At 65.6% G+C, this 25,120-nt stretch carries 25 protein-coding genes; 13 read left to right on the plus strand and 12 right to left on the minus strand.

Annotated elements, in window-relative coordinates; genetic code table 11:
- Positions 1 to 246: 246 nt before the first annotated feature.
- Positions 247 to 1,944, minus strand: coding sequence for a hypothetical protein (locus J2X45_RS18310; protein ID WP_310217742.1), 1,698 nt, complete (start codon positions 1,942 to 1,944; stop codon positions 247 to 249).
- Between the two features lie 216 nt (positions 1,945 to 2,160).
- Here J2X45_RS18310 and J2X45_RS18315 point away from each other — a divergent pair, with 216 nt between their 5' ends.
- The 5 genes from J2X45_RS18315 (at position 2,161) to J2X45_RS18335 (ending at position 5,636) form a co-directional block, all read left to right on the plus strand.
- A complete protein-coding gene (locus J2X45_RS18315; RefSeq protein WP_310217744.1) occupies positions 2,161 to 2,868 on the plus strand; it encodes a response regulator transcription factor in 708 nt (235 codons plus the stop codon).
- A complete protein-coding gene (locus J2X45_RS18320; protein WP_310217747.1) occupies positions 2,843 to 4,447 on the plus strand; it encodes an ATP-binding protein in 1,605 nt (534 codons plus the stop codon). The genes J2X45_RS18315 and J2X45_RS18320 overlap by 26 nt, the downstream gene beginning before the upstream one ends.
- On the plus strand, positions 4,444 to 4,878 hold the full coding sequence (locus tag J2X45_RS18325) for an HPr kinase/phosphorylase (protein ID WP_310217748.1): 435 nt from the start codon (positions 4,444 to 4,446) through the stop codon (positions 4,876 to 4,878). The genes J2X45_RS18320 and J2X45_RS18325 overlap by 4 nt, the downstream gene beginning before the upstream one ends.
- Before the next feature lie 75 nt (positions 4,879 to 4,953).
- On the plus strand, positions 4,954 to 5,361 hold the full coding sequence (locus J2X45_RS18330; protein ID WP_310217750.1) for a PTS sugar transporter subunit IIA: 408 nt from the start codon (positions 4,954 to 4,956) through the stop codon (positions 5,359 to 5,361).
- Positions 5,358 to 5,636, plus strand: coding sequence for an HPr family phosphocarrier protein (locus tag J2X45_RS18335; RefSeq protein ID WP_310217752.1), 279 nt, complete (start codon positions 5,358 to 5,360; stop codon positions 5,634 to 5,636). The genes J2X45_RS18330 and J2X45_RS18335 overlap by 4 nt, the downstream gene beginning before the upstream one ends.
- Positions 5,637 to 5,774: 138 nt before the next feature.
- On the opposite strand, the gene J2X45_RS18340 is transcribed toward J2X45_RS18335, so the two are convergent.
- From J2X45_RS18340 to J2X45_RS18350, 3 genes are all read right to left on the minus strand, one after another.
- Positions 5,775 to 7,748 carry an AsmA family protein gene (locus J2X45_RS18340; RefSeq protein WP_310217755.1) on the minus strand — a complete coding sequence of 658 codons (1,974 nt, stop codon included), beginning with the start codon at positions 7,746 to 7,748 and terminating at the stop codon, positions 5,775 to 5,777.
- A 180-nt stretch (positions 7,749 to 7,928) separates the two neighbouring features.
- The gene (locus tag J2X45_RS18345) at positions 7,929 to 8,033 is read right to left on the minus strand and encodes a hypothetical protein (RefSeq protein WP_010918131.1); all 105 of its coding nucleotides are present in this window, start codon (positions 8,031 to 8,033) and stop codon (positions 7,929 to 7,931) included.
- 67 nt (positions 8,034 to 8,100) lie between these two features.
- Positions 8,101 to 8,502 carry a hypothetical protein gene (locus J2X45_RS18350; RefSeq protein ID WP_310217758.1) on the minus strand — a complete coding sequence of 134 codons (402 nt, stop codon included), beginning with the start codon at positions 8,500 to 8,502 and terminating at the stop codon, positions 8,101 to 8,103.
- Positions 8,503 to 8,644: 142 nt separating this feature from the next.
- Between J2X45_RS18350 and J2X45_RS18355 the strand changes: the two genes are divergently transcribed.
- Genes J2X45_RS18355 through J2X45_RS18365 form a run of 3 tightly spaced genes read left to right on the plus strand, consistent with a single transcriptional unit; the run spans position 8,645 to position 10,425 of the window.
- Positions 8,645 to 9,286, plus strand: a complete 642-nt coding sequence (locus J2X45_RS18355) for an HAD-IA family hydrolase (RefSeq protein ID WP_310217760.1) — start codon at positions 8,645 to 8,647, stop codon at positions 9,284 to 9,286.
- A gap of 27 nt (positions 9,287 to 9,313) precedes the next feature.
- Positions 9,314 to 9,598 carry a 4a-hydroxytetrahydrobiopterin dehydratase gene (locus tag J2X45_RS18360; RefSeq protein WP_310217761.1) on the plus strand — a complete coding sequence of 95 codons (285 nt, stop codon included), beginning with the start codon at positions 9,314 to 9,316 and terminating at the stop codon, positions 9,596 to 9,598.
- 41 nt (positions 9,599 to 9,639) lie between these two features.
- On the plus strand, positions 9,640 to 10,425 hold the full coding sequence (locus tag J2X45_RS18365) for an SDR family oxidoreductase (protein WP_310217762.1): 786 nt from the start codon (positions 9,640 to 9,642) through the stop codon (positions 10,423 to 10,425).
- A gap of 57 nt (positions 10,426 to 10,482) precedes the next feature.
- On the opposite strand, the gene spdR is transcribed toward J2X45_RS18365, so the two are convergent.
- Both spdR and J2X45_RS18375 read right to left on the minus strand, forming a co-directional pair.
- Positions 10,483 to 11,040, minus strand: coding sequence for a stationary phase response regulator transcription factor SpdR (spdR, locus tag J2X45_RS18370; protein ID WP_310217764.1), 558 nt, complete (start codon positions 11,038 to 11,040; stop codon positions 10,483 to 10,485).
- Positions 11,041 to 11,116: 76 nt separating this feature from the next.
- Complete coding sequence (locus tag J2X45_RS18375; RefSeq protein ID WP_310217767.1) at positions 11,117 to 12,517, minus strand: ActS/PrrB/RegB family redox-sensitive histidine kinase; 1,401 nt, start codon at positions 12,515 to 12,517, stop codon at positions 11,117 to 11,119.
- 56 nt (positions 12,518 to 12,573) lie between these two features.
- Here J2X45_RS18375 and J2X45_RS18380 point away from each other — a divergent pair, with 56 nt between their 5' ends.
- Positions 12,574 to 13,164 (plus strand): SCO family protein, encoded by a 591-nt coding sequence (locus tag J2X45_RS18380; RefSeq protein ID WP_310217769.1) that lies wholly within the window; start codon positions 12,574 to 12,576, stop codon positions 13,162 to 13,164.
- Positions 13,165 to 13,175: 11 nt separating this feature from the next.
- Here the strand turns inward: J2X45_RS18380 and J2X45_RS18385 are convergent, their stop codons facing one another.
- Positions 13,176 to 13,793, minus strand: coding sequence for a hemerythrin domain-containing protein (locus tag J2X45_RS18385; RefSeq protein WP_310217771.1), 618 nt, complete (start codon positions 13,791 to 13,793; stop codon positions 13,176 to 13,178).
- 213 nt (positions 13,794 to 14,006) lie between these two features.
- Here J2X45_RS18385 and J2X45_RS18390 point away from each other — a divergent pair, with 213 nt between their 5' ends.
- Positions 14,007 to 15,269 (plus strand): polyhydroxyalkanoate depolymerase, encoded by a 1,263-nt coding sequence (locus J2X45_RS18390; protein ID WP_310217774.1) that lies wholly within the window; start codon positions 14,007 to 14,009, stop codon positions 15,267 to 15,269.
- Positions 15,270 to 15,317: 48 nt separating this feature from the next.
- Entirely contained in the window at positions 15,318 to 16,037 is a 720-nt protein-coding gene (locus tag J2X45_RS18395; protein ID WP_310217777.1) for a M48 family metallopeptidase, read from the plus strand.
- A 1-nt stretch (position 16,038) separates the two neighbouring features.
- Here the strand turns inward: J2X45_RS18395 and J2X45_RS18400 are convergent, their stop codons facing one another.
- A complete protein-coding gene (locus J2X45_RS18400; protein WP_310217779.1) occupies positions 16,039 to 18,000 on the minus strand; it encodes a PBP1A family penicillin-binding protein in 1,962 nt (653 codons plus the stop codon).
- Positions 18,001 to 18,252: 252 nt separating this feature from the next.
- On the opposite strand from J2X45_RS18400, the gene J2X45_RS18405 reads away from it, so the two are divergent.
- Both J2X45_RS18405 and rarD read left to right on the plus strand, forming a co-directional pair.
- A complete protein-coding gene (locus J2X45_RS18405; protein WP_310217782.1) occupies positions 18,253 to 19,281 on the plus strand; it encodes an aspartate-semialdehyde dehydrogenase in 1,029 nt (342 codons plus the stop codon).
- Positions 19,282 to 19,532: 251 nt separating this feature from the next.
- A complete protein-coding gene (gene rarD / locus J2X45_RS18410) occupies positions 19,533 to 20,435 on the plus strand; it encodes an EamA family transporter RarD (RefSeq protein ID WP_310217784.1) in 903 nt (300 codons plus the stop codon).
- Here rarD and J2X45_RS18415 read toward each other — a convergent pair.
- The 4 genes from J2X45_RS18415 to J2X45_RS18430 form a co-directional block, all read right to left on the minus strand.
- Positions 20,432 to 21,559 carry a serine hydrolase domain-containing protein gene (locus J2X45_RS18415; RefSeq protein ID WP_310217786.1) on the minus strand — a complete coding sequence of 376 codons (1,128 nt, stop codon included), beginning with the start codon at positions 21,557 to 21,559 and terminating at the stop codon, positions 20,432 to 20,434. The genes rarD and J2X45_RS18415 overlap by 4 nt on opposite strands.
- A 136-nt stretch (positions 21,560 to 21,695) precedes the next feature.
- Positions 21,696 to 22,547, minus strand: coding sequence for a bifunctional hydroxymethylpyrimidine kinase/phosphomethylpyrimidine kinase (locus J2X45_RS18420; RefSeq protein ID WP_310217788.1), 852 nt, complete (start codon positions 22,545 to 22,547; stop codon positions 21,696 to 21,698).
- Positions 22,548 to 22,665: 118 nt separating this feature from the next.
- Positions 22,666 to 24,057 (minus strand): adenosylhomocysteinase, encoded by a 1,392-nt coding sequence (gene ahcY, locus J2X45_RS18425; protein ID WP_310217790.1) that lies wholly within the window; start codon positions 24,055 to 24,057, stop codon positions 22,666 to 22,668.
- 339 nt (positions 24,058 to 24,396) lie between these two features.
- Positions 24,397 to 24,963 carry a hypothetical protein gene (locus tag J2X45_RS18430; protein ID WP_310217792.1) on the minus strand — a complete coding sequence of 189 codons (567 nt, stop codon included), beginning with the start codon at positions 24,961 to 24,963 and terminating at the stop codon, positions 24,397 to 24,399.
- Between the last annotated feature and the right edge of the window lie 157 nt (positions 24,964 to 25,120).

Below are 25,120 nucleotides of genomic sequence, written 5' to 3' on the forward strand. Positions count from 1 at the left end.
CGTGGCCGACCCACGTTCCTCTTCAGACAGGAGGATCCCGATGTCCCTCAGCGCCGAACAAATACCCCTCCCGCGCGAGCGGGTTAGTACGTTGGGGAATATCCGCGACGTCTTGGGGCGCTATCCGGGCATGCGCCTTCTCGCCATCGTTGGGGCGTCCCACAAGGGCTACTACGAGGCCTATCTCAACCAGATGCATGATGTGCGATTGATCGACGCCCGGACCATCCTGCGCTGAGCGTCTGATCAGGCCGCTTGGGTGAGCAAGCTCTTGATCAGGTCCATGGTCTGGGGCGAGCTCGCCAGCTGCTCGCGGGAGCTTGGGTCCTTGGCCAGTTTCAAGGCCTCGAACCGCGCCTTGTCGGCCACCGGCCCGGTGGGGCCAGCCTCCCCCATGGCCAGCTTGGCCAGGAGTTGCAGGCGGTGAGGCAGGGGCGCTGGCGCGCGGACCAACATGGTCAGAAGGCGCGTATCGGCCTCGATCAGCGCGCCAATTTCGCCGAGCTTGGCGCAAAGCGGCTCGTAGTCCTCGCGGACGAGGCCCGACCGGGTCAGCGACCGTTGCAGCGTCGCCAGATGATTGAGCTTGGCGACGGGCGAGTCCGGGCCCTGCCGCATTTCCTTCTCGAAGCGCATGGCGCTGATGTTGGCGTTGAGCCACCGCGACGCGTTTCGCTTGTTGACCGCCCCCATGACGTTTTCCGCCAGGCGGATCAGCATCTTGATTTCTTCATGGGCGGAGCGGTCGCGGCCTAGCAGTGACTCGATAAAGTCGCCGTTCAACAGCGTTTTCGACCGGGTCGTGAAGGCGACTTGGATGTCCTCGCCCTGCAGAATGCGCCCGGCGGCGGCGGTCAGCCCCATGGCCAATGACCGCAGGAACTCGATCTCGGCCTCGGCGTCGTTGGGCTTCAGGCGGCGAACGCCGTTGAGTTCGGTCAGCACGCGCTGGGCGATGGCCTTGCGCACGCTGGGGAAGTTGTCGCCGGCGAGCCATTCGCTTAGACGGCGCGCGGTGCCCGACAGCTCGGGCATGCAGGCGCGCACGCTGGGTTCGATGCGGATCAGGGCTTCCACGCCCGCGCCGCCGGTCAGGCGGGTCATGGCGGCGAGGGTGGCGCCGAGGTCGTCCTTGGTGTCGAGCAGATCCGCCATGCCGGCGCGCGAGCCGATGATCTCGGCCAGCGGCGTCTCGATGGCCTGGAGCGCGGCGGCGCGGGCGCGGGGCTCTGCGGGCGCGGCGTCGGCCAGGTCGAGCAGGCGCGCGATCTTGTCCGACCAGTTGGTCGCGGGCGCGATCGAAGCCGCAACGCCGGCGCCGAGCAGGAAAGCGCGGTCGGGGTCGGCGACCAGACGCTCGGCGGCCTTGGCGAAGCCTTCCTTGTCGAGGTCGGGAAGCGCGCCCTTCTTGAACGCCTTCATCAGGTTGGCGATCGTGCGCTCGACCAGCCCGTGGAAGTGACGCATGACCTCGTGCACGGACTGTCCGCGCGCTTCGGCCTCGGGAATGGCGATCTTCTGCAGCGCGTGCTGCAGGTCCGTGCCCGAGGCTTCCAGTTTTTCGACCAGGTCGGGGCGATGCAGCAGCTCGAACGGCGTCGCCTTATGGCGGGACAGCCAGCCTTCGAGCAGGCGGCCAATCCGGTCGCGGGCGTGTGCGGTGTAGAGATCGGCGGGCTGGACGCACAGCGGGTCCCGATCCTCGACCTCCTTCTTGGGCTTGCCGCCGTCGACAAGACCCTTGGTGAAGATGGAGATCGATTTGTACTCGCCCGTCGACGGATCGAGGGTTTCCTTGGTGACGCGCGAGGCGACCGCGCGGTTCTGGGTCAGGACGTCTTCGGCCGCCTGCAAGGCTTGCGCGCGGTTTTCCGTGGCGATCTCGAGCGTCCACTGCGCGCCGACTTTGCGCCGGACAAAAAGCTCGTAATGGACCTGGCTCATGTCCTACCCGCTCCAAGAGCGATAACTATGGCGTATGAGACCTTAAGGCGAAGTTGAGGATACTTGCCGGTGACCTGAGCGCCGCAATCACGCCTTTCTCGAGCCGCAAAGCGCCGACACAAGCAGGGAAAGCTTCGCCGCGCCGTGCGTTGAAGCTGTGACGCCCGACCGATAGGATCGGGCGAACACGGAAGGTGAAGGACACGTATCGACCCGATGGCCGCGATCACGCTCATTGACGACGACGAAAACATCGTTGCTTCGGTCTCGTTGGCCCTGGAGAGCCATGGCCATTCCGTGAAGGCCCATTACGACGGCGCCTCTGGGCTGGAAGCGGTGGAAGCCAGTCCGCCGGACCTGGTGATCCTCGATGTGAAGATGCCGCGCATGGACGGCATGGAGGTGCTTCGCCGGCTGCGCCAGACGTCCGAGATCCCGGTGATCATGCTGACGTCGAAGGACGACGAGATCGACGAAATCCTAGGCTTCAACCTTGGCGCCGATGACTACATGCACAAGCCCTTCAGCCAGCGGCTGCTGCTGGAGCGGGTGAAGGCTGTTCTGCGGCGCGCGCGCCCTGAGGAGGACGAGGCGTCCACCGCCGCCGGCGCGGCGGGGTCCAAGACGATGAAGCGTGGCAAGCTCACGCTTGACCCCGCCCGTCACGACAGCCTGTGGGACGGAAAGCCCGTCCGCCTGACCGTAACCGAGTTCCTGCTGCTTCAGGCCCTGGCCCAGCGCCCGGGCTTCGTGAAGAGCCGCGACAACCTGATGGACGCCGCCTACGACGATCAGGTCTATGTCGACGACCGCACGATCGACAGCCACATCAAGCGGATGCGCAAGAAGTTCCGTCAGGTCGACCCGGAATTCGACTCCATCGAGACCCTGTACGGCGTTGGCTACCGTTACCGCGAAGCCTGACGACGAGCCGCCTGCACCCCGGCGGCGCTTGACCTGGCCGCGCGGCTCGCGGCTGGGACGGCTGATTGTTGTCCTGAATGTCGTGGCCCTGGCGATCGTCATTGTCGGGGCCCTGATCCTCAATGAGCTGCGTAACGGCCTGGTCAACGCGCGGATCGACAGCCTGTCGACCCAGGGCGAACTGATCGCCAATGTGATCGATCAATCGGCGACTGTGGGGGAACCGGAGCCGGCGCTGGATCCGTATACGGCCAGCCAGATCTTCCAGCTTTTGTTCATCCCCCGCTCGCAACGCGCTCGGCTGTTCGACGCCGACGGCAAGGCTTTGGCCGACTCCTTCGTCGTCGCTGATCGGGTTGACTGGAAGGTTCTGCCGCCGGCGCGAAAGCCTGGCCAGAAGGACGCAGACGCTCCGTCGACGCCCGCAGGCGACGCCAAGGCCAAGCGCGCCCAGAAGGCCTTGGCTGACGAGATCGCCCAAGCCATGCAGGGCCGAACGGTCGCGGGGACCCGGATCGCCGAGAACGGCGAGCGGGTCGTCTCGGTGTCCATACCCATCCAGCATGTGAAGGCGGTGCTCGGCGTCCTGACGCTTGAGGCCAGCGACGTCGACGAGATCATCGCCGCGCAGCGAAAGGCCCTGCTGCCGTTCATCGCGGTCGCTATGCTGGCGATCCTGACGTCGAGTGTCCTGCTGCACCGGCTGATCGCCGTGCCGGTCCTGAGGTTGGCTCGCGCCGCCGACCATGTCCGCCTTCAGGGCGCCCGCGCGATCTCGCTCCCCGATCTGTCTGAGCGGAAAGACGAACTGGGCGATCTGTCGCGTTCACTGGAGGACATGACCCATTCGCTGTCCGAGCGGATGGACGCCATCGAGCGCTTCGCCGCCGACGTCGCGCACGAGATCAAGAACCCGCTGACCTCGATCCGGTCGGCGATCGAGACGCTCGATCTCGTCACCGAACCGGCGGCGCGCGCACGGCTGCTGGCGATCCTGCAGAACGACGTCAATCGTCTGGATCGCTTGGTCACAGACATCTCCAACGCTTCGCGCCTCGACGCGGAGCTGTCGCGCGAACATCCGAAGGCTGTGGATTTGAGCCGGCTGCTGGCCGAGGTCGTGAGCCTCTACGAGAGCCAGTGGCGGCCGGGTGACGCGCCTGGCAGCGTGCGCGTGTCGCTTCGTGTGGCCGACCCGGCGCAACCGGCGATGATCCTGGGGCGCGAGACGCCGATCGGTCAGGTTTTCCGCAACCTGATCGACAATGCGCGCTCGTTCAGTCCCGCTGACGGTGAGGTGCGGGTCAGCCTGTCTCGGGCGCGGGGCGCCTTGATCGCGACGGTCGAGGACGACGGGCCGGGCATGCCGCCCGATAATCTGGAGACCATCTTCGAACGCTTCTATACGTCCCGGCCCAAAGGACGTGCGTTCGGCGGGAATTCGGGCCTGGGTCTGTCGATCGCCCGGCAGATTGTGGAGACTCATGGCGGCAAGGTTCACGCGGAGAACCGCAAGGACGAGGCAGGCAAGGTCATCGGCGCTCGGTTCGTCGTCGAATTGCCGGACGCTCGCGAATGATCCGCCACGGCGGTTTGATCGCCCTCCGCCTGGGAGGGGTTTGGCGCGGCGCCTTGATCGAGGGCGCCTCTGGGGTGGGCAAGAGCGATCTGGCGTTGCGCGCCTTGGACCAGGGCTTTCGTCTCGTGGCCGATGATCGCGTCGTAACCTTCGCTGCGGGCGGTCGGCTCTACGGGCGGGCGCCCGAGACCTTGGCGGGACTGATCGAGGTTCGCGGGCTCGGGGTGGTCGCCGCCGCTGCGGTGTCTTTTGCGGAGGTCGCCTTGGTTGTCCGCTGCGTGGAGGCTCCGGAAGGCGTCGAAAGGCTGCCGGAGTCGCGTTTCGAGCGGATTTCAGGCGTGGATGTTCCCGTTTTCGACCTGTGGCCGCGAGAACCCGCCGCCCCAGCGAAAATCAGACGCATGATGCAGTCTCTTGGAGTCCAATCCTAACGGGCGTATCAAGACCGCCCGCGCGACGCTCTCCCGGTCGCGGCGGGAATGGGGATCCCGTTTGAGATACAAGGCATGATCGGGCTCGTGATCGTGACGCACGGGCGTCTGGCGGAAGAATTCGTTTCCGCCATGGAGCATGTCGTGGGGCCGCAGGCCGCCGTGAAGGCGATCTGCATCGGTCCTGAGGACGACATGGAACGTCGCCGCGCAGACATCTTGAAGGCGTGCGCCGCGGTCGACGAAGGCGGCGACGGCGTCATCCTGCTGACCGACATGTTCGGCGGGACGCCCAGCAATCTGGCCATCTCGGTGATGGAGCAGACCAGGGCCGAGGTCATCGCCGGCCTCAACCTGCCAATGCTCATCAAGCTGGCCAGCGTGCGCCAGCGCGAGACCCTGCAAGCCTGTGTCGCGCACGCCCAGGAGGCTGGACGCAAGTACATCTCCGTGGCCTCCTACGTGCTCGCCGGAGAAAAATGACGCGCATGGCTTCAAGAACGGTCGAGATCGTCAACGAGCGGGGATTGCACGCCCGGGCCTCGGCCAAGTTCGTGAAGATGGCGTCAGGCTTCGACGCCGAAGTGACCGTCAGCCGCGAAGGCTCGTCCGTCGACGCACGCTCAATCATGGGGCTGATGATGCTGGCCGCCGGCATCGGATCCACCATCGACATCAGCGCCGAAGGGCCTGAGGCCGACGCCGCGGTGGAGGCCCTGTGCGAACTGGTCGGCAACCGGTTCGACGAGGAGCGGTAGAGCCGCTCGACGCAAAGGCGCCCTGACGCCTAGAGCATTTCACGACCTGACTGCGTCAGGCCGTGAGCTCTAATCTTTTGTTTTGACGCATTTTTCTTCACGCGAACCGGAACCACTTCGCTCGAAAAATGCTCTAGCTCAGCGACCCCTGGCTGGCGTGGTTTGGGTCACCCGAACGGGCGCGCCTTGCTGGCGGGCTTGCGCGACCAGACCCGCGCAGTCGGCGTCCTTGGCTTCGCCGGCGGTGAGGAAGGGCAATAGGGCCGCCACCGGGTTTATCAACGATCCCAGAGCGGCGGCGACCCCGCCCTGACCGGCCGCCTTGCCTGGCTGCAAGCTGACCCTGGGCTCCATGAACGGACCCTTGATCGATATCGGCACGAACACGCGAACCAGTCTGGGCTTCTTGCTGTCGCCCTCAATGCGGAACGCCATTTGCTCGGTCGCCAGATTGATCGTTCCACGCCCTCGGGCCAGCACCACGCCGGTGTCGGCGACGAGATGGTTGGTCGTCATGACGCCATCCTTGACGCTGAAATCGGCCACCGCGCACCGGACCGATGTCTGCTTGTCGCTGTCCGACAGTAGAAGCAGCAGCCCCTTGGAGGCGTTGACGCCGAGCAGCTCGGCGAAGGCTTGCCGGATTTCACCCTTCGGAGCTACGACGGTGACGACGCCGTCGGCGGTGGAGGCCGCGCGGCGCACGCTATTGCCTACGCCGGTGAGCTTGGCGCGGGCCATGACCGGGCCCGTGATGACGGGCTTGCCCCCATTCTGGATAGGGATGAACTCCTCGAGCCGTCCGTTGGTCAGTCGAACGTCAATGTCGGTTCGTGGGGTCGCTGGTCGCGCGTCCAGCCGAACCTTTCCGCGAAGATCCCCGCGCGAGAACGTGAAGGCCAGCGGGTCCAGCGTCAGAACGCCTGCGTTCAGGGTCATGTCCAGACTGACCTTGCGAAGCGGTAGGTTCGGCGCGTTCACGGTCTCGGCTCTGTAGGAGACCTTCGCGTCCATCGCCCGGACGCGCTCGACCTGCAGGGTGGCGTCGGGAAGCAGGCGTCGGGTCGCGTCGCGTTGAGCGGCTTCGACCTTCTGGCCGGCCGAAGCGGTCTCGCCGCGCCCCGTGGCCGGGGCGGCGCCCACCAGGCTCCCGAGGTCGTCGAAGTCCAGGCGACGCGATCGCAGCTGAGCTTCCAGATAGGGGCGTTCCCGGTCGGTCAGGACGAACAGATCACCGCCGATGTCGCTGTCCCCAATTCGCCCCGCCAGGTTCTTGAAGTCGTATCGGGCGCCTTTGCGCACCAGCTGGCCTGAGATCCGGTAGGGCGGTGTGTTGGGGAGGGTGAGGCCGGTCAGATCGTGCAGGCGATTGAGATCCGCGCCGGCGACATTGAGCTGCGTTTCAAAACGAGAAAGGTCAAACGGGCGCGTGATCTGGCCTTGTGCTCGGATGCGCGTCGCGCCGGCTCGGACATCCGCTTGAAAGGGGTAGGGCCGACTGGGCGAGATATTGAGCAGCGGCCCGCCCATGATTTCGGCCAGAAAAGGCGAGCGGTTCAGGCTTCCTTTGCCTTCCAGGACAAATCGCCCTTGACGGTCGTCGGCGCGTTCGCGCGCATTGACCTGACCCACAAACAGCGCGCCGCGCTGGCGGTCGTCGACTCGAAGCGCGCCGTCATTGACGATCAGGCGTTGGACGATGGGCAATTTCAGCGGCTTGTCGCTGCGCGCCGTCCCGAAAGTCCAGTTCGCGCGGCCGTCCTTGGCGCGCAGCAAGCGAAGGTCTGGCCGGTCGATCGCCAGGAACGGCAGCACCGTCTGGCCGCGCAGCAGCGGCAGAAGCTTGATCTGAACCGCCACCCGCTGGACCTGCGCCATGGGCGCGGCGTTAGATTCAAGCTGACGCGTCCAGCTCGGCTGGCCGATGCGGAGCCCGTACGCCTCAACCTTTGGGGACAGCGACCAGGGGTGAACGCGCAGATCCCCTGTGATCACGACCTCGCGCTTCAATTGCGCGGAGGCGTATCGGCCGATGGGCCCGCGCAACCAGTTCCAGTCGAAGAACAAGAGGAACGCGATGATCGCCGCAAGCAGCGCGAGCGCCGCCCCCACGCCGACGAGCGCGCGCCGCGAGAGCTTGCGAGCTGGCCGATGCGATGGCGTAGGGTCTGGAATGGTGTCTTGGGTCGACAGGATCGCGGCTCCGGTTGTTCCCACATAACGCGCGGGGCCGGCGATCCTGTTCCAGTCGAAGCGAGACTTTAGGCTTCGATCCGTACTCTGAAGCTTGGCCTAGTAGACGAGACCGATGCTGCTGACAGCGGCGGCTGCGACGACGAACACGGCGATGGCGACGAGTTCGTAGGCCTTGAAGAGCGGTTTATTCGGTGTACGCATTTACTGTTTCCCCCGTCCCAATTTGGTGCACGTGAACGTGTCCGGCGCAAGGGTGGCGCCACGCCCTTCAGGGCCTTTTTCCCGGCCAGATCAGATAGCCGATCCGATCTCGGCCAGCGGCGACGTAGTTAGGCCCATAGGCTCCCGGCGGAGGCCCATAACGATCCTCCGTAGAGGCCTCGCGCGGGCCATAACGATCGTCGGCTGTTTCCACCATCAGCGGCGCCTGGCCGTAGCCCCAGCGGTCATAATCGGACCAGCCGCGATCGGCGGCGCACTCGACACGTTCCCAACGATAGGCCCCGCCCGGGCCGGTGACGCGGCGCGTCTCGCAGCCCCCGACCGAAGTATCGGACGGGGACAGGCGCGGATCGACATGGCCGCCGCGCGCCGGGTCCGCATAGGCAGGGGCGGACGCCAGACTGACGCCTGTAAGGACCAGCACTGAAACGCGACGTACAAAGGTCATGGGCGACTCCTGAATTGTTAACAAAACCTTTCAGAAGCGCCCGTCATCGCCCTTCACCCGACGCGCGAGCTCGCCCATTCGCAGACTTCCCCTCACGCGCATCGCCCGCTAGCCTGCGATCAAACAAGCGTTTGAGGCGGCGATGGCGATCGAGGCGGTGATCTGGGATTTTGGCGGCGTCTTCACGACCTCGCCTTTCGAGGCGTTCCGGCGCTACGAGACCGAGCGAAGCCTGCCCAAGGACTTCATCCGCACGGTCAACGCGACCGACCCCGACACCAACGCCTGGGCGCGGTTTGAGCGCGCCGAGATCGACGCCGCCGCTTTCGATGGGCTGTTTCGGGACGAGGCGCTGCGACTGGGCCACGATGTGCGGGGCGCCGAGGTGCTGCCCTTGCTCTATGGGGACCTTCGTCCCCGGGTCATGGAGGCGTTGAAGGCCTGCAAGGGGCGTTTCAAGGTGGGCTGTATCACCAACAATGTCCCGACCGGCCATGGTCCTGGCATGGCGCAGAGCGCCGAAAAGGCGCTGGCTGTCGGCGAGATCATGGCGCTGTTCGATGCGGTGATCGAAAGCTCAAAGGCAGGCGTCCGCAAGCCTGACCTGCGCATCTATCAGATGATGTGCGAATTGCTCGGCGTCGCGCCGGAGGCCTGCGTCTATCTCGATGACCTTGGGATCAACTGTAAGCCGGCCGCCGCTCTGGGCATGACCGCGATCAAGGTCTCGTCGGAGGATCAGTTGCTGAGCGATCTTGCGGAGGCGACCGGATTGGCGTTCTGAGGGGACAAGGCTCTTTCGGAGAATCCCATGTCCCGTCCCAGGATCGGCGCCGCCGCCGCGATCACCCAGCTTGCGGGTTGGAGCATCGCCCCGAACCACAAGGACGCCATCGTCAAGACGTTCAAGTTCGACGACTTCAACCAGGCTTTCGGCTTCATGACGCGGGTCGCGTTGATGGCCGACAAGCTCGACCACCACCCCGAGTGGTTCAACGTCTACAACCGTGTCGAGGTGCTGCTGACCACCCACGACGCGGACGGCGTGACCGATCTGGACGTGACCCTCGCGAAGTTCATGGACAGCGCCGCCTGAAAATTTCAAACTGATGTTTGAATAATCGGGAGGACGCCGAGATGGCGCAGACGACAGGCCGGGTCGCCGGCAAGAAGGCTTTCATCACCGGCGGCGCCCAGGGACTCGGCGCGGCGGCGGGGCGCATGCTGGCCAAGGAGGGCGCCAAGGTCGCCCTGGCCGATATCAACCTGACGGGCGCCCAGGCCGTGGCCGACGAGATCAACGCCGCGCACGGCGCGGGAACGGCCTTCGCCTTCGAACTGGACGTCACCCAGGAAGATCAGTGGATCGACGTGCTGGAGAAGGCCACCGAAGCGATGGGCGGTCTTTCTGTGCTGGTCAACAACGCCGGCATTGGCGGCGACGGACCCATCGAGAGCTTGGACTTCGGGCTTTGGAAGAAGGTCATGTCAGTCAATGTCGACAGCGTCTTCCTGGGCGCAAAGCACGCTTTGACGCACATGCGCGCCCACCAGCCCGGCTCGATCATCAACCTGTCCTCGATCGCGGGCCTGATCGCCAACGGCAATTCGCCGGCCTACAACGCCTCCAAGGCGGCGGTCTGGCTGCTGAGCAAGAACATCGCGCTCTACTGCGCCAAGATGAAGCTCGACATCCGGTCGAACTCGATCCACCCGACCTTTATCGACACCCCGATCCTGGACGGCTTTTCGAACCGGTTTGGCAAGGAGGAGGCCTTCGCCAAGCTGGCGCGGCAGGTGCCCATGGGGCGTATCGGCGAGCCTACGGACATCGCCAACGCCGTGCTCTATCTGGCCAGTGATGAGAGCAAGTTCATGACCGGCGCCGAGATCAAGGTCGACGGCGGCATTTCTGCGATGTGACCTTCAAACTGCCATCCCGGCTCGACCTTTCAGCCGTCCGGGATGGCAGAAGATTTCTTACCGCGGAGCCCGTTTCGCCAGGATCCGCTGCAGGGTGCGGCGGTGCATGTTCAGGCGCCGTGCGGTTTCAGAAACATTGTGACCGCACATCTCGTAGACGCGCTGGATGTGCTCCCAGCGCACGCGGTCGGCGCTCATCGGATTTTCCGGCGGGGCGGGCGCCGAGTCCTTCGCCGCCAGAAGCGCTCGGGCCACGTCGTCGGCGTCGGCCGGCTTCGACAGGTAGTCGACGACGCCCGCTTTCACCGCCGCCACGGCGGTGGCGATGTTCCCGTAGCCGGTCAGCATGATGACCTTGGCGTCGGCGCGCGCGTCGCGCACGGCCTCCACCACCTTAAGTCCCGACCCGTCTTCGAGCCGCATGTCCAGGACGGCGTGCGCAGGCGCTTGCGTGCGGAGAACGGTCAAGGCCTCGGCGACGGAGGCGGCGAGGGTCACCTCGAAGCCCCGCTGCTCGAGCGCACGGCCAAGCCGGGTCCGCAACGGCGCGTCATCGTCCAATAGCAGCAGTGACTTGTCCGGCAGGGCCGAAACCAGTTCTCCGATATCCGCCATGAAGTCAGCGCCTCCCCGCGCTAATTCTCAAGCAGTTCCAATAACAAACCATACTTTCGCGTTTCCGCACCACAACTCAAGCCCCCGTATGACCGGGAGCCTCAAGGGCGGGTCTAGGCCAACGCGCAGAAACCACCGCGCCGCCGCGACGACCATTGCGAAAGTCCACGGTTGCGCCTGTCCGCTCCAGCAAGGTCTTGGCGATAAAGAAGCCAAGGCCCATGCCGATATGACCGGTACGGGAGCCTTCGGCGCCTGGACGAGTCGTGACGTACGGTTCTCCGAGCTTCGCCAGGACCTCCGGCGAGAAGCCAGGTCCGTCGTCGCGAGCCTCGATCACGATGTGGCGGGCGTCAAAGCGCGCAATGACAATCACTTCGCTGCGGGCGAAGTCCACCGCGTTCTCCACGATCGAGGTCATGGCGTGAATGATCTCGGGCCTACGCCAGATGTCCGGCGCCGTTTCGCCGGAAGGACCGTTGACGACCGCCTCGACGCGGATGCCGTGCACGAGGTGAGGCTCGATCACGTCCTGGACCAGTTGCACGAGGCTCATGCGCTCGTGAACCGCATCTGTCGCCTCCGGCATTTCGGTCAGGCGCTGCAGGATCTCGCGGCAGCGCGCCGCCTGACCGATCATCAGTTCCGCGTCTTCTCGCACTTCGTCGTTGGGGGCGTTCCGCGCCATCTCGCGCGCCACCACGGAGATCGTGGCGAGCGGCGTTCCCAGTTCATGGGCGGCCGCGGCGGCCAGGGCGCCGAGCGCCGACAGGCGTTGCTCGCGCGCCAGAACCGTCTCGGTGACGTTCAGGGCCAGCTCCATCCGCGCGGATTCGCTTGCCGCCTGCCAGGCATAAAGTCCGGTGAAGACGATGCCGAAGATCCTGGCGATCACGATGGACCACAGCAGGTTGGAGTTGGACAGATCGGGCAGCGGCCTGCCGTCTACGGTCGGAAGCGGCAGATGGAAGAGGGCCAGAAGGATCGACGACAGAATGGCCATGGCCCCAAGCGTCAGCGCGTAGCGCGCCGGCAGGGTGGCCGCAGCCAGGGTGACAGGCGCGATCAGAAGCAGCGAAAACGGATTCTGAGCGCCGCCGGTCAGATAGAACAGGCCGGAAAGCTGCAGGATGTCGAAGGCGATCTGAGCGGTGGCCTCGCCGTCACGCGCCAGCCTCTGGCCGCTGGACGCCAGGCCCATGAGGACGTTCAGCCAGGCCGAAAGCGCGATCAGGGTAAAGCACAGGGCCCATGGCACCTGCAGCTTCAGGACAAGACCCGCAAAGGTGAGGACGGCGGTTTGGCCCACGACCCACGCCCAGCGCTGAGCCAGCAGGGTTCGCACCCGTAGGCGGCCTCGGCGAAGACCGGGCGCGGTCCACGACCAGGCGTCGTCTTGCGCCGGCTCCTCGGCCAGCTTATCGAGCCCCTTGGAACGTTGATCGTCGGGCGCTCTCGCAAACGAAGCGTCAGCCATGACCGCAGGATTGTCCAGAATTGCGCGCGTGGCGAGAGTAAAAGGATGAACCGCGAATGCCCCGCCATCGTCTCGTGCTCATTCTGGCCTGCGTCGTGGGGCTCGCAGTCGCGGCGGGACTCGCCTGGAACGTCGGCGTGTTTCGGTCTCAGCCGGCTGTGACCGTCGGAGGCCCGTTCGAACTGGTCGACCAAAATGGCGCGCCGACAACGGAAAAGGCGCTGAAAGGCAAGTGGAGCGCGGTTTTCTTCGGCTTTACGTACTGTCCCGATGTTTGCCCCGGCACCCTTCAAGGGCTGGCTGCGGCGACAGATCAACTCGGGCCCAAGGCCAAGGACCTTCAGATCGTGTTCATCTCGATCGATCCCGCCCGCGACACCGTGAAGCAGATGAAGGCCTATCTCTCGGCCCCCTACGTCCCCAAGGCCACCCTCGGCCTGACTGGAACGCAGGCGCAGGTCGACGCGGCGGCAAAGGCCTACCGCGTCTACTACGCCAAGGTCGGAGACGGGCAGGACTACACCATGGACCACTCGACCGCGATCTACCTGATGGACCCCAAGGGGCGCTTCAAGACGGTGATTCCCTACAATCTCCCGCCGGACGAGATCGCCCGGCGCATCAAGGACGCCGTTCGGGAGGGCTGACAGACGCCGGCTCAGTCCTTGAGCCGGATTTTCTTCTCGATCTGGGCGGCGGCTTTCTCGGCCTTTTTCCGCTGCTCGAAGACGCGTCGCATATGACGCAGGTCAGTGGAGCTAAGGTGCTCTTCGGCGGCGACGAACTGCTCCTGCTCCTCCTCGCGGATGTGATGCAGGTATTCCGCCTTGAGCGCAGCGAAGCGCTGCAGCCAACCTGACGAGCCCATATCGCGGGCGGCGAGGTCGGCTAGAAGGTCATCGATCTCCTTGTGTTCGGCGATGGCGTGGCGAGCGAAGTCGGTTGTCTCCGGATCGCGCAGCACGCTTGACCACAACGCCTGCTCTTCTGCGGCGGCGTGCGCCTTGAGCTCACGCGTCAACTCCTCGAACAGGGCGCGGCGATCATCACTGTCGCCCTGGGTCTCCTCGATCATGGCCAAGAGCGCGCGGTGGCGGTCATGGTCCTCGACGAGACGCCCAAAGATATCTGGATCGCCGCGGAAGGTGGTCTTGGGCGTGCTGCCGATCCGCGCCACGAGGTCCGGCGCGATGGCCTTGGCCTTGGCGACGGCAAGGGCCTTGGCCTCGCGCGCCTGACTCTGCCGTGAGGTCGTCTGGAGGGCGTCTCGGGGCATGGCTTTCACCTTCTGAACGGCTTGGCTTGATCGCCGAAGCAGCTACGCCTTGACGGGCCAAAGGTTCCCTCGCCTCCCCGTAAGCCCTACCGCCTCCTCCGAGGCGAGCGCGATGGCGCGAGTGACTTTGCGTCGCGGCGCAAAATTTGGCGACCGACTGGACTTTGTTAGGCTTCGGCGTGTTATGTTGCGATGCAACATAGCGGATGCGCCATGCTCTACGCCCTGCATGAGGCGGCCTACTACGCCTCCACTCCGATGCGCCAAATGGCGCTGGCGGCCCGGGACTTCTGGGGATCGCCACTGAATCCAGCCGCCGACACGGCGCTTGGCCGGCGCATGCACGCCGGCGCGGACCTGTTCGCCAATGTCACCCGGCGCTACGGCAAGCCGAAGTGGAACATCGACACGGTCAAGGTCGGCCAGGTCGATGTCCGCGTCCGTCCGACGGTGGTGTGGGAAAGCCCCTGGGCGCGCCTCGTCCAGTTCGACCGCGACATGGCCGACATGCGCCGCGCGGGAAAGTTTTCTCTCGACCCGGCGGTGCTGATCGTCGCGCCGCTCTCGGGCCACTACGCCACGCTGCTGCGCGGCACAGTCGAGGCGTTTTTGCCCGACCACGCCGTCTTCATCGTCGATTGGGTCAACGCCCGCGAGGTCTCGGTTCTCGAGGGGCGGTTCGACTTCCACGACTATATCGATCATGTCATCCAGATGCTTGAGGTGCTGGGCCCGCGCCCGAACGTCGTCGCCGTCTGCCAGCCCGGCCCGCCGGTCCTGGCCGCCGCAGCGCTGATGGCTGAGCAGAACCACCCGTCGCGTCCGGCCAGTATGACCTTCATGGGCTCGCCGATCGATGCGCGCCTGTCGCCGACCGTCACCAACCAGTTGGCCGAGGAAAAGCCGTTCACCTGGTTCCAGTCGAACATGATCTACACTGTGCCGCCGCCCTACGCGGGCGCGGGCCGGCGCGTCTATCCAGGCTTCGTCCAGCTGGCCAGCTTCATGAGCATGAACGCCGAGCGTCACCAGGAGGCCCACCGCCGCTACTTCAACCACTTGGTCAGCGGCGACGGCGACAGCGCCGACAAGCACCTGGAGTTCTATGACGAGTACCTGTCGGTCCTGGACCTGACCGAGGAGTTCTACCTCCAGACCATCGACATCGTCTTCCAGCAGTACCTGCTGCCCAAGGGCGAGCTGGTGCATCGCGGAACGCGGGTGAAGCCCGAGGTGATCACCGACATCGGCCTGATGACGGTCGAGGGCGAGAACGACGACATTTCGGGCATCGGCCAGACGCAGGCGGCGCATGGCCTGTGCCCGAATATCCCGGAGGACATGAAGCTGGACTATGTCCAGCCCAGCGTCGGTCACTACGGCGTCTTCAACGGGCGCCGGTTCCGTGAGGAAATCTATCCGCGTGTCCGCAAGTTCATTCGCAAGTGCGACCCGAACTTCGGCGAGGAAGTCTGAGGCAGGGTCGCCCTTGCGGCGAACGCGTGCGCACGCGATTTAGGGGCGATGTTCGCGCGGACCGCCCAACGCTTTTCCGATGGTGATCGACTTGAGGTCGGCGGCTGGCCGGTGCGGCTTAAGGTCGACGGTCGCGCGCGCCGGATTTCATTGCGGGTTGACCGGGCCAAGTCCGAGGTTGTCGCGCTGTCGCCGAACCCGCGACGCCTGAACGAGGCCGTCGCTTTCGCTCAGGAAAAGGCCGGCTGGATCGCCAAGCAACTGGCCGCCCTGCCCGAGCGGATGAGTCTCGCGCCGGGCGGGGTGCTGCGTCTGAACGATGTTCCCTATCGCCTGGAGGTCGGCCCTGGCCGCGCGCGGATCGACGGCGACCGCATCGTCGCGCCCGATGACGCCAACTGGGGACTGAAAGTCATCCGCCTGGCCAAGCGCGAGGCTCTGGCCGTCCTGACCGAGCGGACGGCGATTCACGCGGCCGCGTTGGGACGCCCCATGCCGTCGGTGGCCATCGCCGATCCGAAGGCGCGCTGGGGGTCCTGCCGCCCGGCGACATCGCGAACGCCGGCGGCCATTCGCTACAGCTGGCGTCTGATCCTCGCGCCGACCGCCGTCGCCGACTATGTCGCCGCCCACGAATGCGCGCACCTGATCGAGGCCAATCACGGGCCGCGTTTCTGGGCGCTGTGCGAGCAGCTGATCGGCGACCCGGCCCCGCATCGCGCCTGGCTCCGCGCCCACGCGGCCGAGCTGCACGCGATCGGCGCTTAGGCTAGTAGGGCAGCTGATCTGCAGGCGGCGGCTCGCCGGCCGGCGCCTCTGCGGCGGGGCCTTCGGGCGCGGGCGGCGTGTTCATCAGGTCACCGATGGGATCGACCGGCGCGACCGGCGGCGGTTCGATGACGCCGCCCGGGATCGGCGTCGCCTTCAGGCGCGGAAGCGCTGCGGCCATGAACACCCGCCAGACCTCCGCCGGCGCGCCGCCGCCCGTGACGCGCTTCATCGGCGTGGCGTCGTCCTTGCCCGTCCAGACCGCCGTCACGAAGCCGCCGGTGTAGCCGACGAACCAGGCGTCCTTGTAGTCGCTGGTCGTGCCAGTCTTGCCGGCGATGTCGTAGCCGGCGACGCGCGCGCGCGTACCGGTCCCGGTGGCGACGACCTCACGCATCATCTGGTTCATGTACTGCAGGCTCGGTGAGCCGATGACCGCCGCGCGCGCCTGCTTGTCGACGCTATGGTCGTAGAGAACCTTGCCGCTGGCGGTGCGAATGCGTTCGATGCCATAGCCCTTGGCCAGGAAGCCGCCGTTCGCGAACGGCGCATAGGCCTGGGCCATCTCCATCGGCGAGACTTCCACCGCGCCCAAGGCCATCGAAGGATCGAGCTGGATCTTGCTGGTGATCCCCAGGCGTCGAGCGGCGTTGGCGACGTTGCTGGTGCCCACCTCGTTGGCGAGGCGTGCTGCGACGGTGTTGATCGACTGCGCCAAGGCGGTCTGCAGCGTGATCGGCCCGAGATACTTGTTGGTGTAGTTCTTCGGTTCCCAATTGCCGATCTTCACCGGCTCATCGACGACCATCACGCTGGGCGTGCGCCCTGCTTCCATGGCGGTCAGATAGACGAAGGGCTTGAAGGCCGAGCCGGCCTGGCGGCGGGCGGTGGTGGCGCGGTCGAACTGGCTGTCGGTGTAATCGGCGCCGCCGACATAGGCGCGAATGCGGCCCTCGCCGTCGATCGCCACCAGCGCCGCCTGCTGCACGCCCTGTTTGATGTGCCCCTCGACGCCCAGCTTCACGGCGCGTTCGGCCGAGACCTGGATCGGCAGGTCCAAGGTGGTCTCGACCACCAGGTCTTCGGTGGGTTCGCCCACAAGTGAGCGTACCTGGGCGTCGATATAGTCGGTGAAGTACTGGGCGCGCTGGTTGGCGAGCGTCGCCGACACCTGAACGGGGGTGCGGAAGGCCTCGTCGCGCTGTTCGGGCGTGATCGCCTTGATCCGCACCATCTCGTCCAGAACGATGGTGGCGCGGCGCGCGGCGCGCTCCTTCGCCGATACGGGCGAATAGCGCGCGGGGCCCTTCATCATGCCGGCCAGCAGGGCGGCCTCACCGATGGTGAGCTGGTTGGCGGGCTTGTTGAAATAGCGCTGCGAGGCGGCTTCGATGCCGTAAGCGCCGGCCCCGAAATAGACCCGGTTCATATACAGAGCCAGGATCTGCTTCTTGGAGAACTTCAGCTCCAACCAGATGGCCAGGATCAGCTCCTGCGCCTTGCGGCGATAGTTCTGGGCCGGGCTCAGGAACAGGTTGCGGGCCAACTGCTGGGTGATGGTCGAGCCGCCACGCTGAGGGCCATCATGCGTCAGGTTCCAGGCCATCGACCGCACGATGCCCCAGGGGTTGAAGCCAAAGTGATGGTAGAACTGACGGTCCTCGATGGCGATGAAGGCCGCCGGCACGTACTTGGGCAGGGCGTCCAGATCGACCGGCGGCGCATACTGGCTGCCTCTGACGGCCAGAAGCGCGCCGGAGCGGTCCAGATAGTTGATCGAGGGCTGCCGCTTGACGTCGTAGAGCTTGGACGTGTCGGGCAGGTCGCTGGCGAACACCGCGAAGAAGGCGACAATGAAGATCAGGCCCCAGACGCCAACCACCGAACCCCAGTAGACCAGGGCCTGCAGCGGCGTGCGCTGCGGCTTCGCCGGCTTGTTCCCGCCGAAGGGTCCGTTCGCCATGATCGTATCGTTCCTACCGCGCAGACGCCTGGATCACGCCCGTTGGGGCGCGTTCGGTTTAACCGAAGCCCACAAAACGCGCGACAAGATTGACGAGACATGAACGCGGCGGTTTTCAGGCGTCGATCCTTGACGCGACCGCCGTTTCCCTGGCGGGCCTGCGAGAAACCCTCGGCTTGCGCGCCGTGGGTATGAGGCGTAACGGAACCGCGCCCTGCGAGGTCAGCGGGCGACAGTCTTCAGGAGAGCGCGATGGGTTACCGGGTCGCCGTGGTCGGCGCCACGGGCAATGTGGGCCGCGAGATGTTCAACATCCTCGAGGAAGTCAAATTCCCCGTGGACAAGATGCACGCCATCGCCAGCCGCAAATCCATCGGCGTCGAGGTGTCGTTCGGTAACGAGATCCTCAAGTGCGAGGACCTGGAGCAGTTCGACTTCTCCAAGGTCGACCTCGTGCTGATGAGCGCTGGCGGGTCGATCTCCAAGGCCTGGGGCGAAAAGATCGGCGCGGCCGGTCCGATCGTCATCGACAACTCCAGCCACTTCCGCATGGATCCGGACGTGCCGCTGGTGGTGCCGGAGGTGAACCCGGACGCGGTCAACAGCATCCCGAAGAACATCATCGCCAACCCGAATTGCTCGACGGCGCAGCTGGTGGTGGCGCTGAAGCCGCTGCACGACGAGGCCAAGATCAAGCGGGTGGTCGTCTCGACCTACCAGTCGGTCTCGGGCGCCGGCAAGGAAGGCATGGACGAGCTCTGGGACCAGACCAAGGGCGTCTACGTCCTGGGCGCGCCGCCGCCCAAGAAGTTCACCAAGCAGATCGCCTTCAACGTCATCCCCCACATCGACGTCTTCATGGAGGACGGCTTCACCAAGGAAGAGTGGAAGATGACCGTCGAGACCCAGAAGATCCTGGATCCGGCGATCAAGCTGACCGCCACTTGCGTGCGCGTGCCGGTGATGGTCGGCCACTCGGAGTCGGTGAACGTCGAATTCGAGAGCCCCCTGGACGAAGACGAGGCGCGCGAGATCCTGCGGGACAGCGACGGCATCGTCGTGGTCGATAAGCGCGAGGACGGCGGCTACATCACGCCTAAGGAGTCGCAGGGCGAGTTCCCGGTCTACATCTCGCGTATCCGCAAGGACCCGACCGTTGAGAACGGCCTGGCGTTCTGGTGCGTCTCCGACAACCTGCGAAAGGGCGCCGCGCTGAACGCGGTGCAGATCGCTCAACTGCTGCACGACAAGGGCCTGCTGAAGCGCAAGGTCCTGGCCTAGGATTAGAGACCCGATCTCCCCGGCGAATGCCGGGGCCCAGATGGAAGAGCGCTGATCGCCGCTAAGGATACAGCGCTCTTCCTATGCGCTACGGCGGCCTGTGATCTGGGTCCCGGCATTCGCCGGGAAGGTCGGGTTGAGGTTTCGCTCCGGATTCCCTGGTCGCAAACCCAGAATTTCCCAACCTTCCGCAAGATGCGGGCGGACGGCGGGCTTCCTACCTGCGAGAAGCGCCCGAGAGGTTTGGTTCGATGCCCCCCAGTTCCCAGACAGAAAGCCGCTCGGCCTACGCCGCGGGCGTTGGTTGCTACCTGCTGTGGGGCTTCCTGCCGCTCTACTTCCACCTGCTGGCCAAGATGGACGTCACCTCCTGGGAGATGATCGCGCACCGCTCGCTTTGGTCGGTCCTGTGGGCGCTGGGCCTTGTGCTGATCGCCCGGCAGGCGGGGCAGGTCGCCGAGGTGCTGCGCCAGCCCAGGACGCTCGGGGTGCTGGCCCTGTCGACCCTGGCGATCTTCAGCAACTGGACGATCTACGTCTTTGCGGTGAACGCCGGCCACGTGATCGAGGCCAGCCTCGGCTATTACATCAACCCGCTGATGAACATGGCGGCCGGGGCGCTGCTGTTCCGCGAGCGGATGTCGACCGAGGGCAAGGTGGCGATCGGTTTCGCCGCCGTCGGCGTGGCGATCCAGACGGTGGCGCTGGGCCACCTGCCGATCGTCTCGCTGGGCCTAGCCTTGACCTTCTGCGTCTACGCCATCCTGCGCAAGCAGGTGAAGGCCGACGCCCAGACCGGCCTCTTCATCGAGTGCGCCTATCTGGCGCTGCCGGGCCTGGCCTATGTCTGGTTCCTGCAGGCGAGCGGCCAGGGCCACTTCGGCGCAGGCGCCGGGGTGACGACGCTGCTGGCGCTGGCCGGTCCGGCGACGGTGGTTCCCTTGGCCCTGTTCGCCTGGTCGGCGCGCCGCCTGCCGCTCAGCGCGGTGGGCTTTCTGCAGTTCATCGCGCCCACGATCCAGTTCCTGCTGGGCGTGGCGTTCGGCGAGCCGTTCACCCCGCTGCGGGCGCTGTCGTTCGTATTCATCTGGCTGGGCGTGGCGACCTTCGCCTACGGGGCGTGGCGCAAATCCCGCGCCCTGGCTCCGGCCTAGAGCGAAGCGTACGCCGCCTCGATCAGGCGCACCGCGCGCGGATCGCCGATCAGGGCGTTGCCCTGCTTGTTCATCACATAGGCGCCCGACACGCCGCGCGTCGTGTCGGCGAAGGCGCACGAGCCGCCCCAACCCGAGTGACCGAACGCTTCGGGCGTCGGCCCATAGTAGAAGTTGGGCTCATTGCGCATGAAGCCCGCGCCCCAACTGATCTCGTAGGGCAGGACAAGATCGCGACCGCGAAGGCGCTCGGCGGTGGCGGCCTTGATCCCGGCGGGCGTGATCAACGAGCGGCCGTCCAGCGTCCCGCCGTTGGCCAGCGCGCCCATCAGGCGCGCCAGGGCCGGCGCGGTCGCATGGCCGTTGGCCGAGGGGATCTCGACCCGCCGCCACTCGGCCGCGCCCTTTCCGCCCGGCGAGGACCACGGCTTGAAGAAGGCGGCCTCCACGGCGGCGTTGATCTCACCGAACTGGGGCATGGCCGTGGGGCGCATCAGGTCGGCGACGCGGCCGTGCTCGCTGTCGGGCAGGCCGATCCAGAGATCCAAGCCCAGCGGCTGGCAAATGTCTTCACGCAGGGCCGTGCCCATGGTCCGGCCGTCGACGCGGCGGAAGATCTCGCCGGCCAGGTAGCCATACGTCACCGGATGGTAGCCGCTGGCCGAGCCGATCGGAAACAGCGGCGCCATGGCCGCCAGCTTGGCGCAGGTGGCGTCCCAGTCGAACCAGATGGCCGGGTCGGTCTCGTTGGGGAAGCCCGACAGGCCGGCCTGGTGCGACAGCGCCTGCTCGACGGTCACGGCCTCTTTGCCGGCCTGCGCGAACTCGGGCCAGACGTCGGCGACAGGCTGGTCGTAGGCGAGGCGGCCCTCGTCGACCAGCCGAGCCACCATCAGGGCCGCCACGGCCTTGGTGGTCGAGAACAGGGCGGTCAGAGTGTCGGGCCCGAACGGAACCTCGCGCTTGCGATCCGCGAAGCCGCCCATCAGGTCGACGACGATCTCGCCCTCGATGGCGAACGCAAAACGCGCGCCCAGTTCGCCCCCGTCGGCGAAGTTGGCCTCGAAGGTCTCGCGGACGCGGGCGAAGCGGTCTGGGCAGAGGCCCTGAATTCCTACGGTCATGTCTTGATCTACAGCAGGCCAAACACGCTTGTCATCCCGGCCAAGCGCGAAGCGCGCCGAGCCGGGACCGCCGCAAGCTCGGAGCGCGTTACGGTCCCGGGTCTACGCTGCGCTTCGCCCGGGATGACGGTCTTCCCTAAGCCAGCCGTTCGATCCGAACGGTCGGCGAGGTCTGCTTGATGCGCGCGCCCATCGCCACGATCGGCAGTTCGGGCGCGTTCCAGATGTTGGCGGCGGTCACCGTCTCGGCCACGCCGCCGACGGCGCGGGCCAGGCCGTACGAGAAGGTCTGACCCTCGAGGATCGAGGCGGCGTACAACGCGGTCAGAAGGTCGCCGGTGCCGTTGGGCGAGCGATCGGATTTGGCGTGGGCGGCCAGCCACGCCTCTTTCTTGTCGGCCAGCACTGCGCCGATCTCGGCGCCTCGGTGGACGGACGAGACCAGCGTGGTCTTGCCCAGCAGGCGCGCGGCGCGCATGGCCGACTGCGGGTCGCGGGCGTCGGTTCCGGTCAGCTTCTGCAGCTCCCAGGAATTGCAGGCCACGACGTCGGCGCGCGGGATCAGGTCGGCGATGATCTCGTCGGCGGTCTCGGCCGGGATGTAGAGGCCCTTGCCAGCGTCGCCCATGGTGGGATCGACGATGACGGTCGGCCGGCGCATGGCCGCGCCGTTCGGGCGAGGGGTCTCCCGCACCGCGTCGATCACCCGCGCGGCGGCGCGGGCCTGGGCAGCGGTGGCGAAATAGCCCGTGATGACGAGGTCCACGAGGCCGAACAGGCCGTTGGCCTCGATGCCGTCCAGCATGCCCTCGAACACCTCGATCGGCACCGGGGCGCCGCCGGGGATGCCCCAGCCCGGGTGACGGCCGAACAGCACGGTCGGCACGACCATCGAGTCGATCTTGAACTGCGCCAGGGCGGTGGCCTGGGCGGTCGCGCCCACTTGGCTGCCGGCGACATGGCTGGAGATGATCAAGGCTAACGGCATGCAAAAGCGATTAGCCGAGCCATGCGAAATTGAACAGGGCGTCTTCGCACGCCCCCGCAAAAGAAAAGGCCCGCCGAGCGGCGGGCCTTCCCCATGGGAAATCAGACTTCGTCCGATCCTAGTACCGGTAATGATCCGGCTTGAACGGGCCAGCTTCCGGCACGCCGATGTAATCGGCCTGATCCTTGCGCAGCGTGGTCAGCTTCGCGCCCAGCTTTTCCAGGTGCAGGAAGGCGACCTTCTCGTCCAGGTGCTTGGGCAGGGTGTAGACTTGGTTGTCGTACTTGGCCTTGTTGGTCCACAGCTCGATCTGGGCCAGGGTCTGGTTGGTGAACGAGGCCGACATCACGAAGCTGGGGTGGCCGGTGGCGTTGCCCAGGTTCACCAGGCGGCCTTCCGACAGCACGATGATCTTCTTGCCGTCCGGGAATTCCACGTGGTGGACCTGCGGCTTGATCTCGTCCCACTTGAAGTTGCGCAGGCCGGCGATCTGGATCTCGGAATCGAAGTGCCCGATGTTGCAGACGATGGCGTTGTTCTTCATCCGGCGCATGTCGTCGACCGTGATGACGTCCTTGTTGCCGGTCGCGGTGACGAAGATGTCGGCCTTGTCGGCGACGTCGGCCAGGGTCTGGACCTCATAGCCTTCCATCGCCGCCTGCAGGGCGCAGATCGGGTCGATCTCGGTGACGATCACGCGGGCGCCGCCCTGGCGCAGCGAGGCGGCCGAGCCCTTGCCCACGTCGCCATAGCCGCAGACCACGGCGACCTTGCCCGACAGCATGACGTCGGTGCCGCGACGGATGGCGTCGACCAGGCTCTCACGGCAGCCATACAGGTTGTCGAACTTGGACTTGGTGACGCTGTCGTTGACGTTGATGGCCGGGAACGGCAGCTCGCCCTTCTGGGCCATGTGATACAGGCGGTGGACGCCCGTGGTGGTCTCTTCCGACACGCCGCCGATGGCCGCGCGGATCGCCGAATAGAAGCCCGGCTTTTCAGCCAGGTACTTCTTCATCACGGCGTAGAGGGCTTCTTCTTCCTCGTTCTGCGGGTTGTCGAGGATCGAGGGATCCTTCTCGGCCTTGGGGCCCAGCACGCAGAGCAGGGTGGCGTCGCCGCCGTCGTCCAGAATCAGGTTCGGATAGCCGCCGTCGTGCCACTCGAAGATCTTGTGGGCGTATTCCCAGTACTCGACCAGGTTCTCGCCCTTGAAGGCGAAGACCGGGATGCCGGCGGCGGCGATGGCGGCCGCGGCGTGGTCCTGGGTCGAGAAGATGTTGCACGAGGCCCAGCGGACCTCAGCGCCCAGGGCCGTCAGCGTCTCGATCAGCACGGCGGTCTGGATGGTCATGTGCAGGCTGCCGGCGATGCGGGCGCCCTTGAGGATCTGCTGGGGACCGTACTCGGCGCGCGTGGCCATCAGGCCCGGCATTTCGGTCTCGGCGATGGCGATTTCCTTGCGGCCGAAATCGGCGAGCGAGATGTCCTTGACGATATAGTCAGCCACGGTCGGCTCCTGCGGTCGGGTGGGGATTTTGCCCACCTTATACGCGCGAGACCCCTTCCTAGCAATTAACGCATAAAGATATCTTTATGTCAGGGGTGTGGGCGGCCGTTGGTCCTGGGGGGCGTCTTCTTCTCGCCCTCGAGAAGGAGCCATCCTTACATCTCACGGCGAGACGATCGCAGGGCTGAGCAGGTCACTCAAGGACCGCCCTCCGGGCGGCCGCCGCGCGGCGACGCGTGAGCGTCGTCCTTGACTGACCTGATCGGCCCTGCACGCTGCAGCCTCCAAGAGATTTAAGGGGGCGCCCGCCCTGGGGCGACGGCTTTGCAGTGGTGGGGGCTAACGAAGCGGAATACCTGAAACCGTAAAGGATAAACGGTATGAAGGAAGGGCGGTGGCTCTAAACTGGCCGGGAATGATAACGCGTGCGCCTGCAGTCATAGCCTCGGTCAAGTGACTTACATTGATCGCTGAGATCGTGAAGAACGCTAGAGACTGCCGAAAGAGCGAGTAGCTCGCTACCATCGTGCGCTCCTCAACAGCCCTGGCGGCATAAAGAAACTGATCACTTACCTCGAGCCCTCTGCCCTGCCGCAGGGTGTCCGGCTCCCCGACTAGCCGGAAGAGATCGTCAGGTATTCCTCCGAGCGCGGCGTCGAGATTGGTGAAGGTCCGACATACAACGCCACCTGCTCGCGGTACTGCGCTTCCGAGACGCATGTAGTGCATCGCCAGGGCTTGGCGTGCGGCAAACGCTTCAAGGTGTGACTTGATAATCGGGCCGCCAACATTGAGTAGACCAAGTTCCTCCGACAGACCCTCGCGCGCGAGTTGGCGGCGGCTACGCGCTGTGGAGACGTGCATTTCCTCCAAAGCTCCCGGCGCGTTGTTGGCGACCGCTTGCAAAAGTCGGCTTACTTCGGCGTCAGTTCTCCGGTCAGTTGATGGTGGATACAGGCGAGATAGAAGCCCAACCACAGTATCTGTAATTCGAGCGGACCTATTGCAGTCTTCACACGCAGGAAATTCTAATCCCTCCGGCCGATGGTTGTTGTGAAATATA

It is taken from the genome of Caulobacter sp. BE264, assembly GCF_031457805.1.
Taxonomy (GTDB): Bacteria; Pseudomonadota; Alphaproteobacteria; order Caulobacterales; family Caulobacteraceae; genus Caulobacter.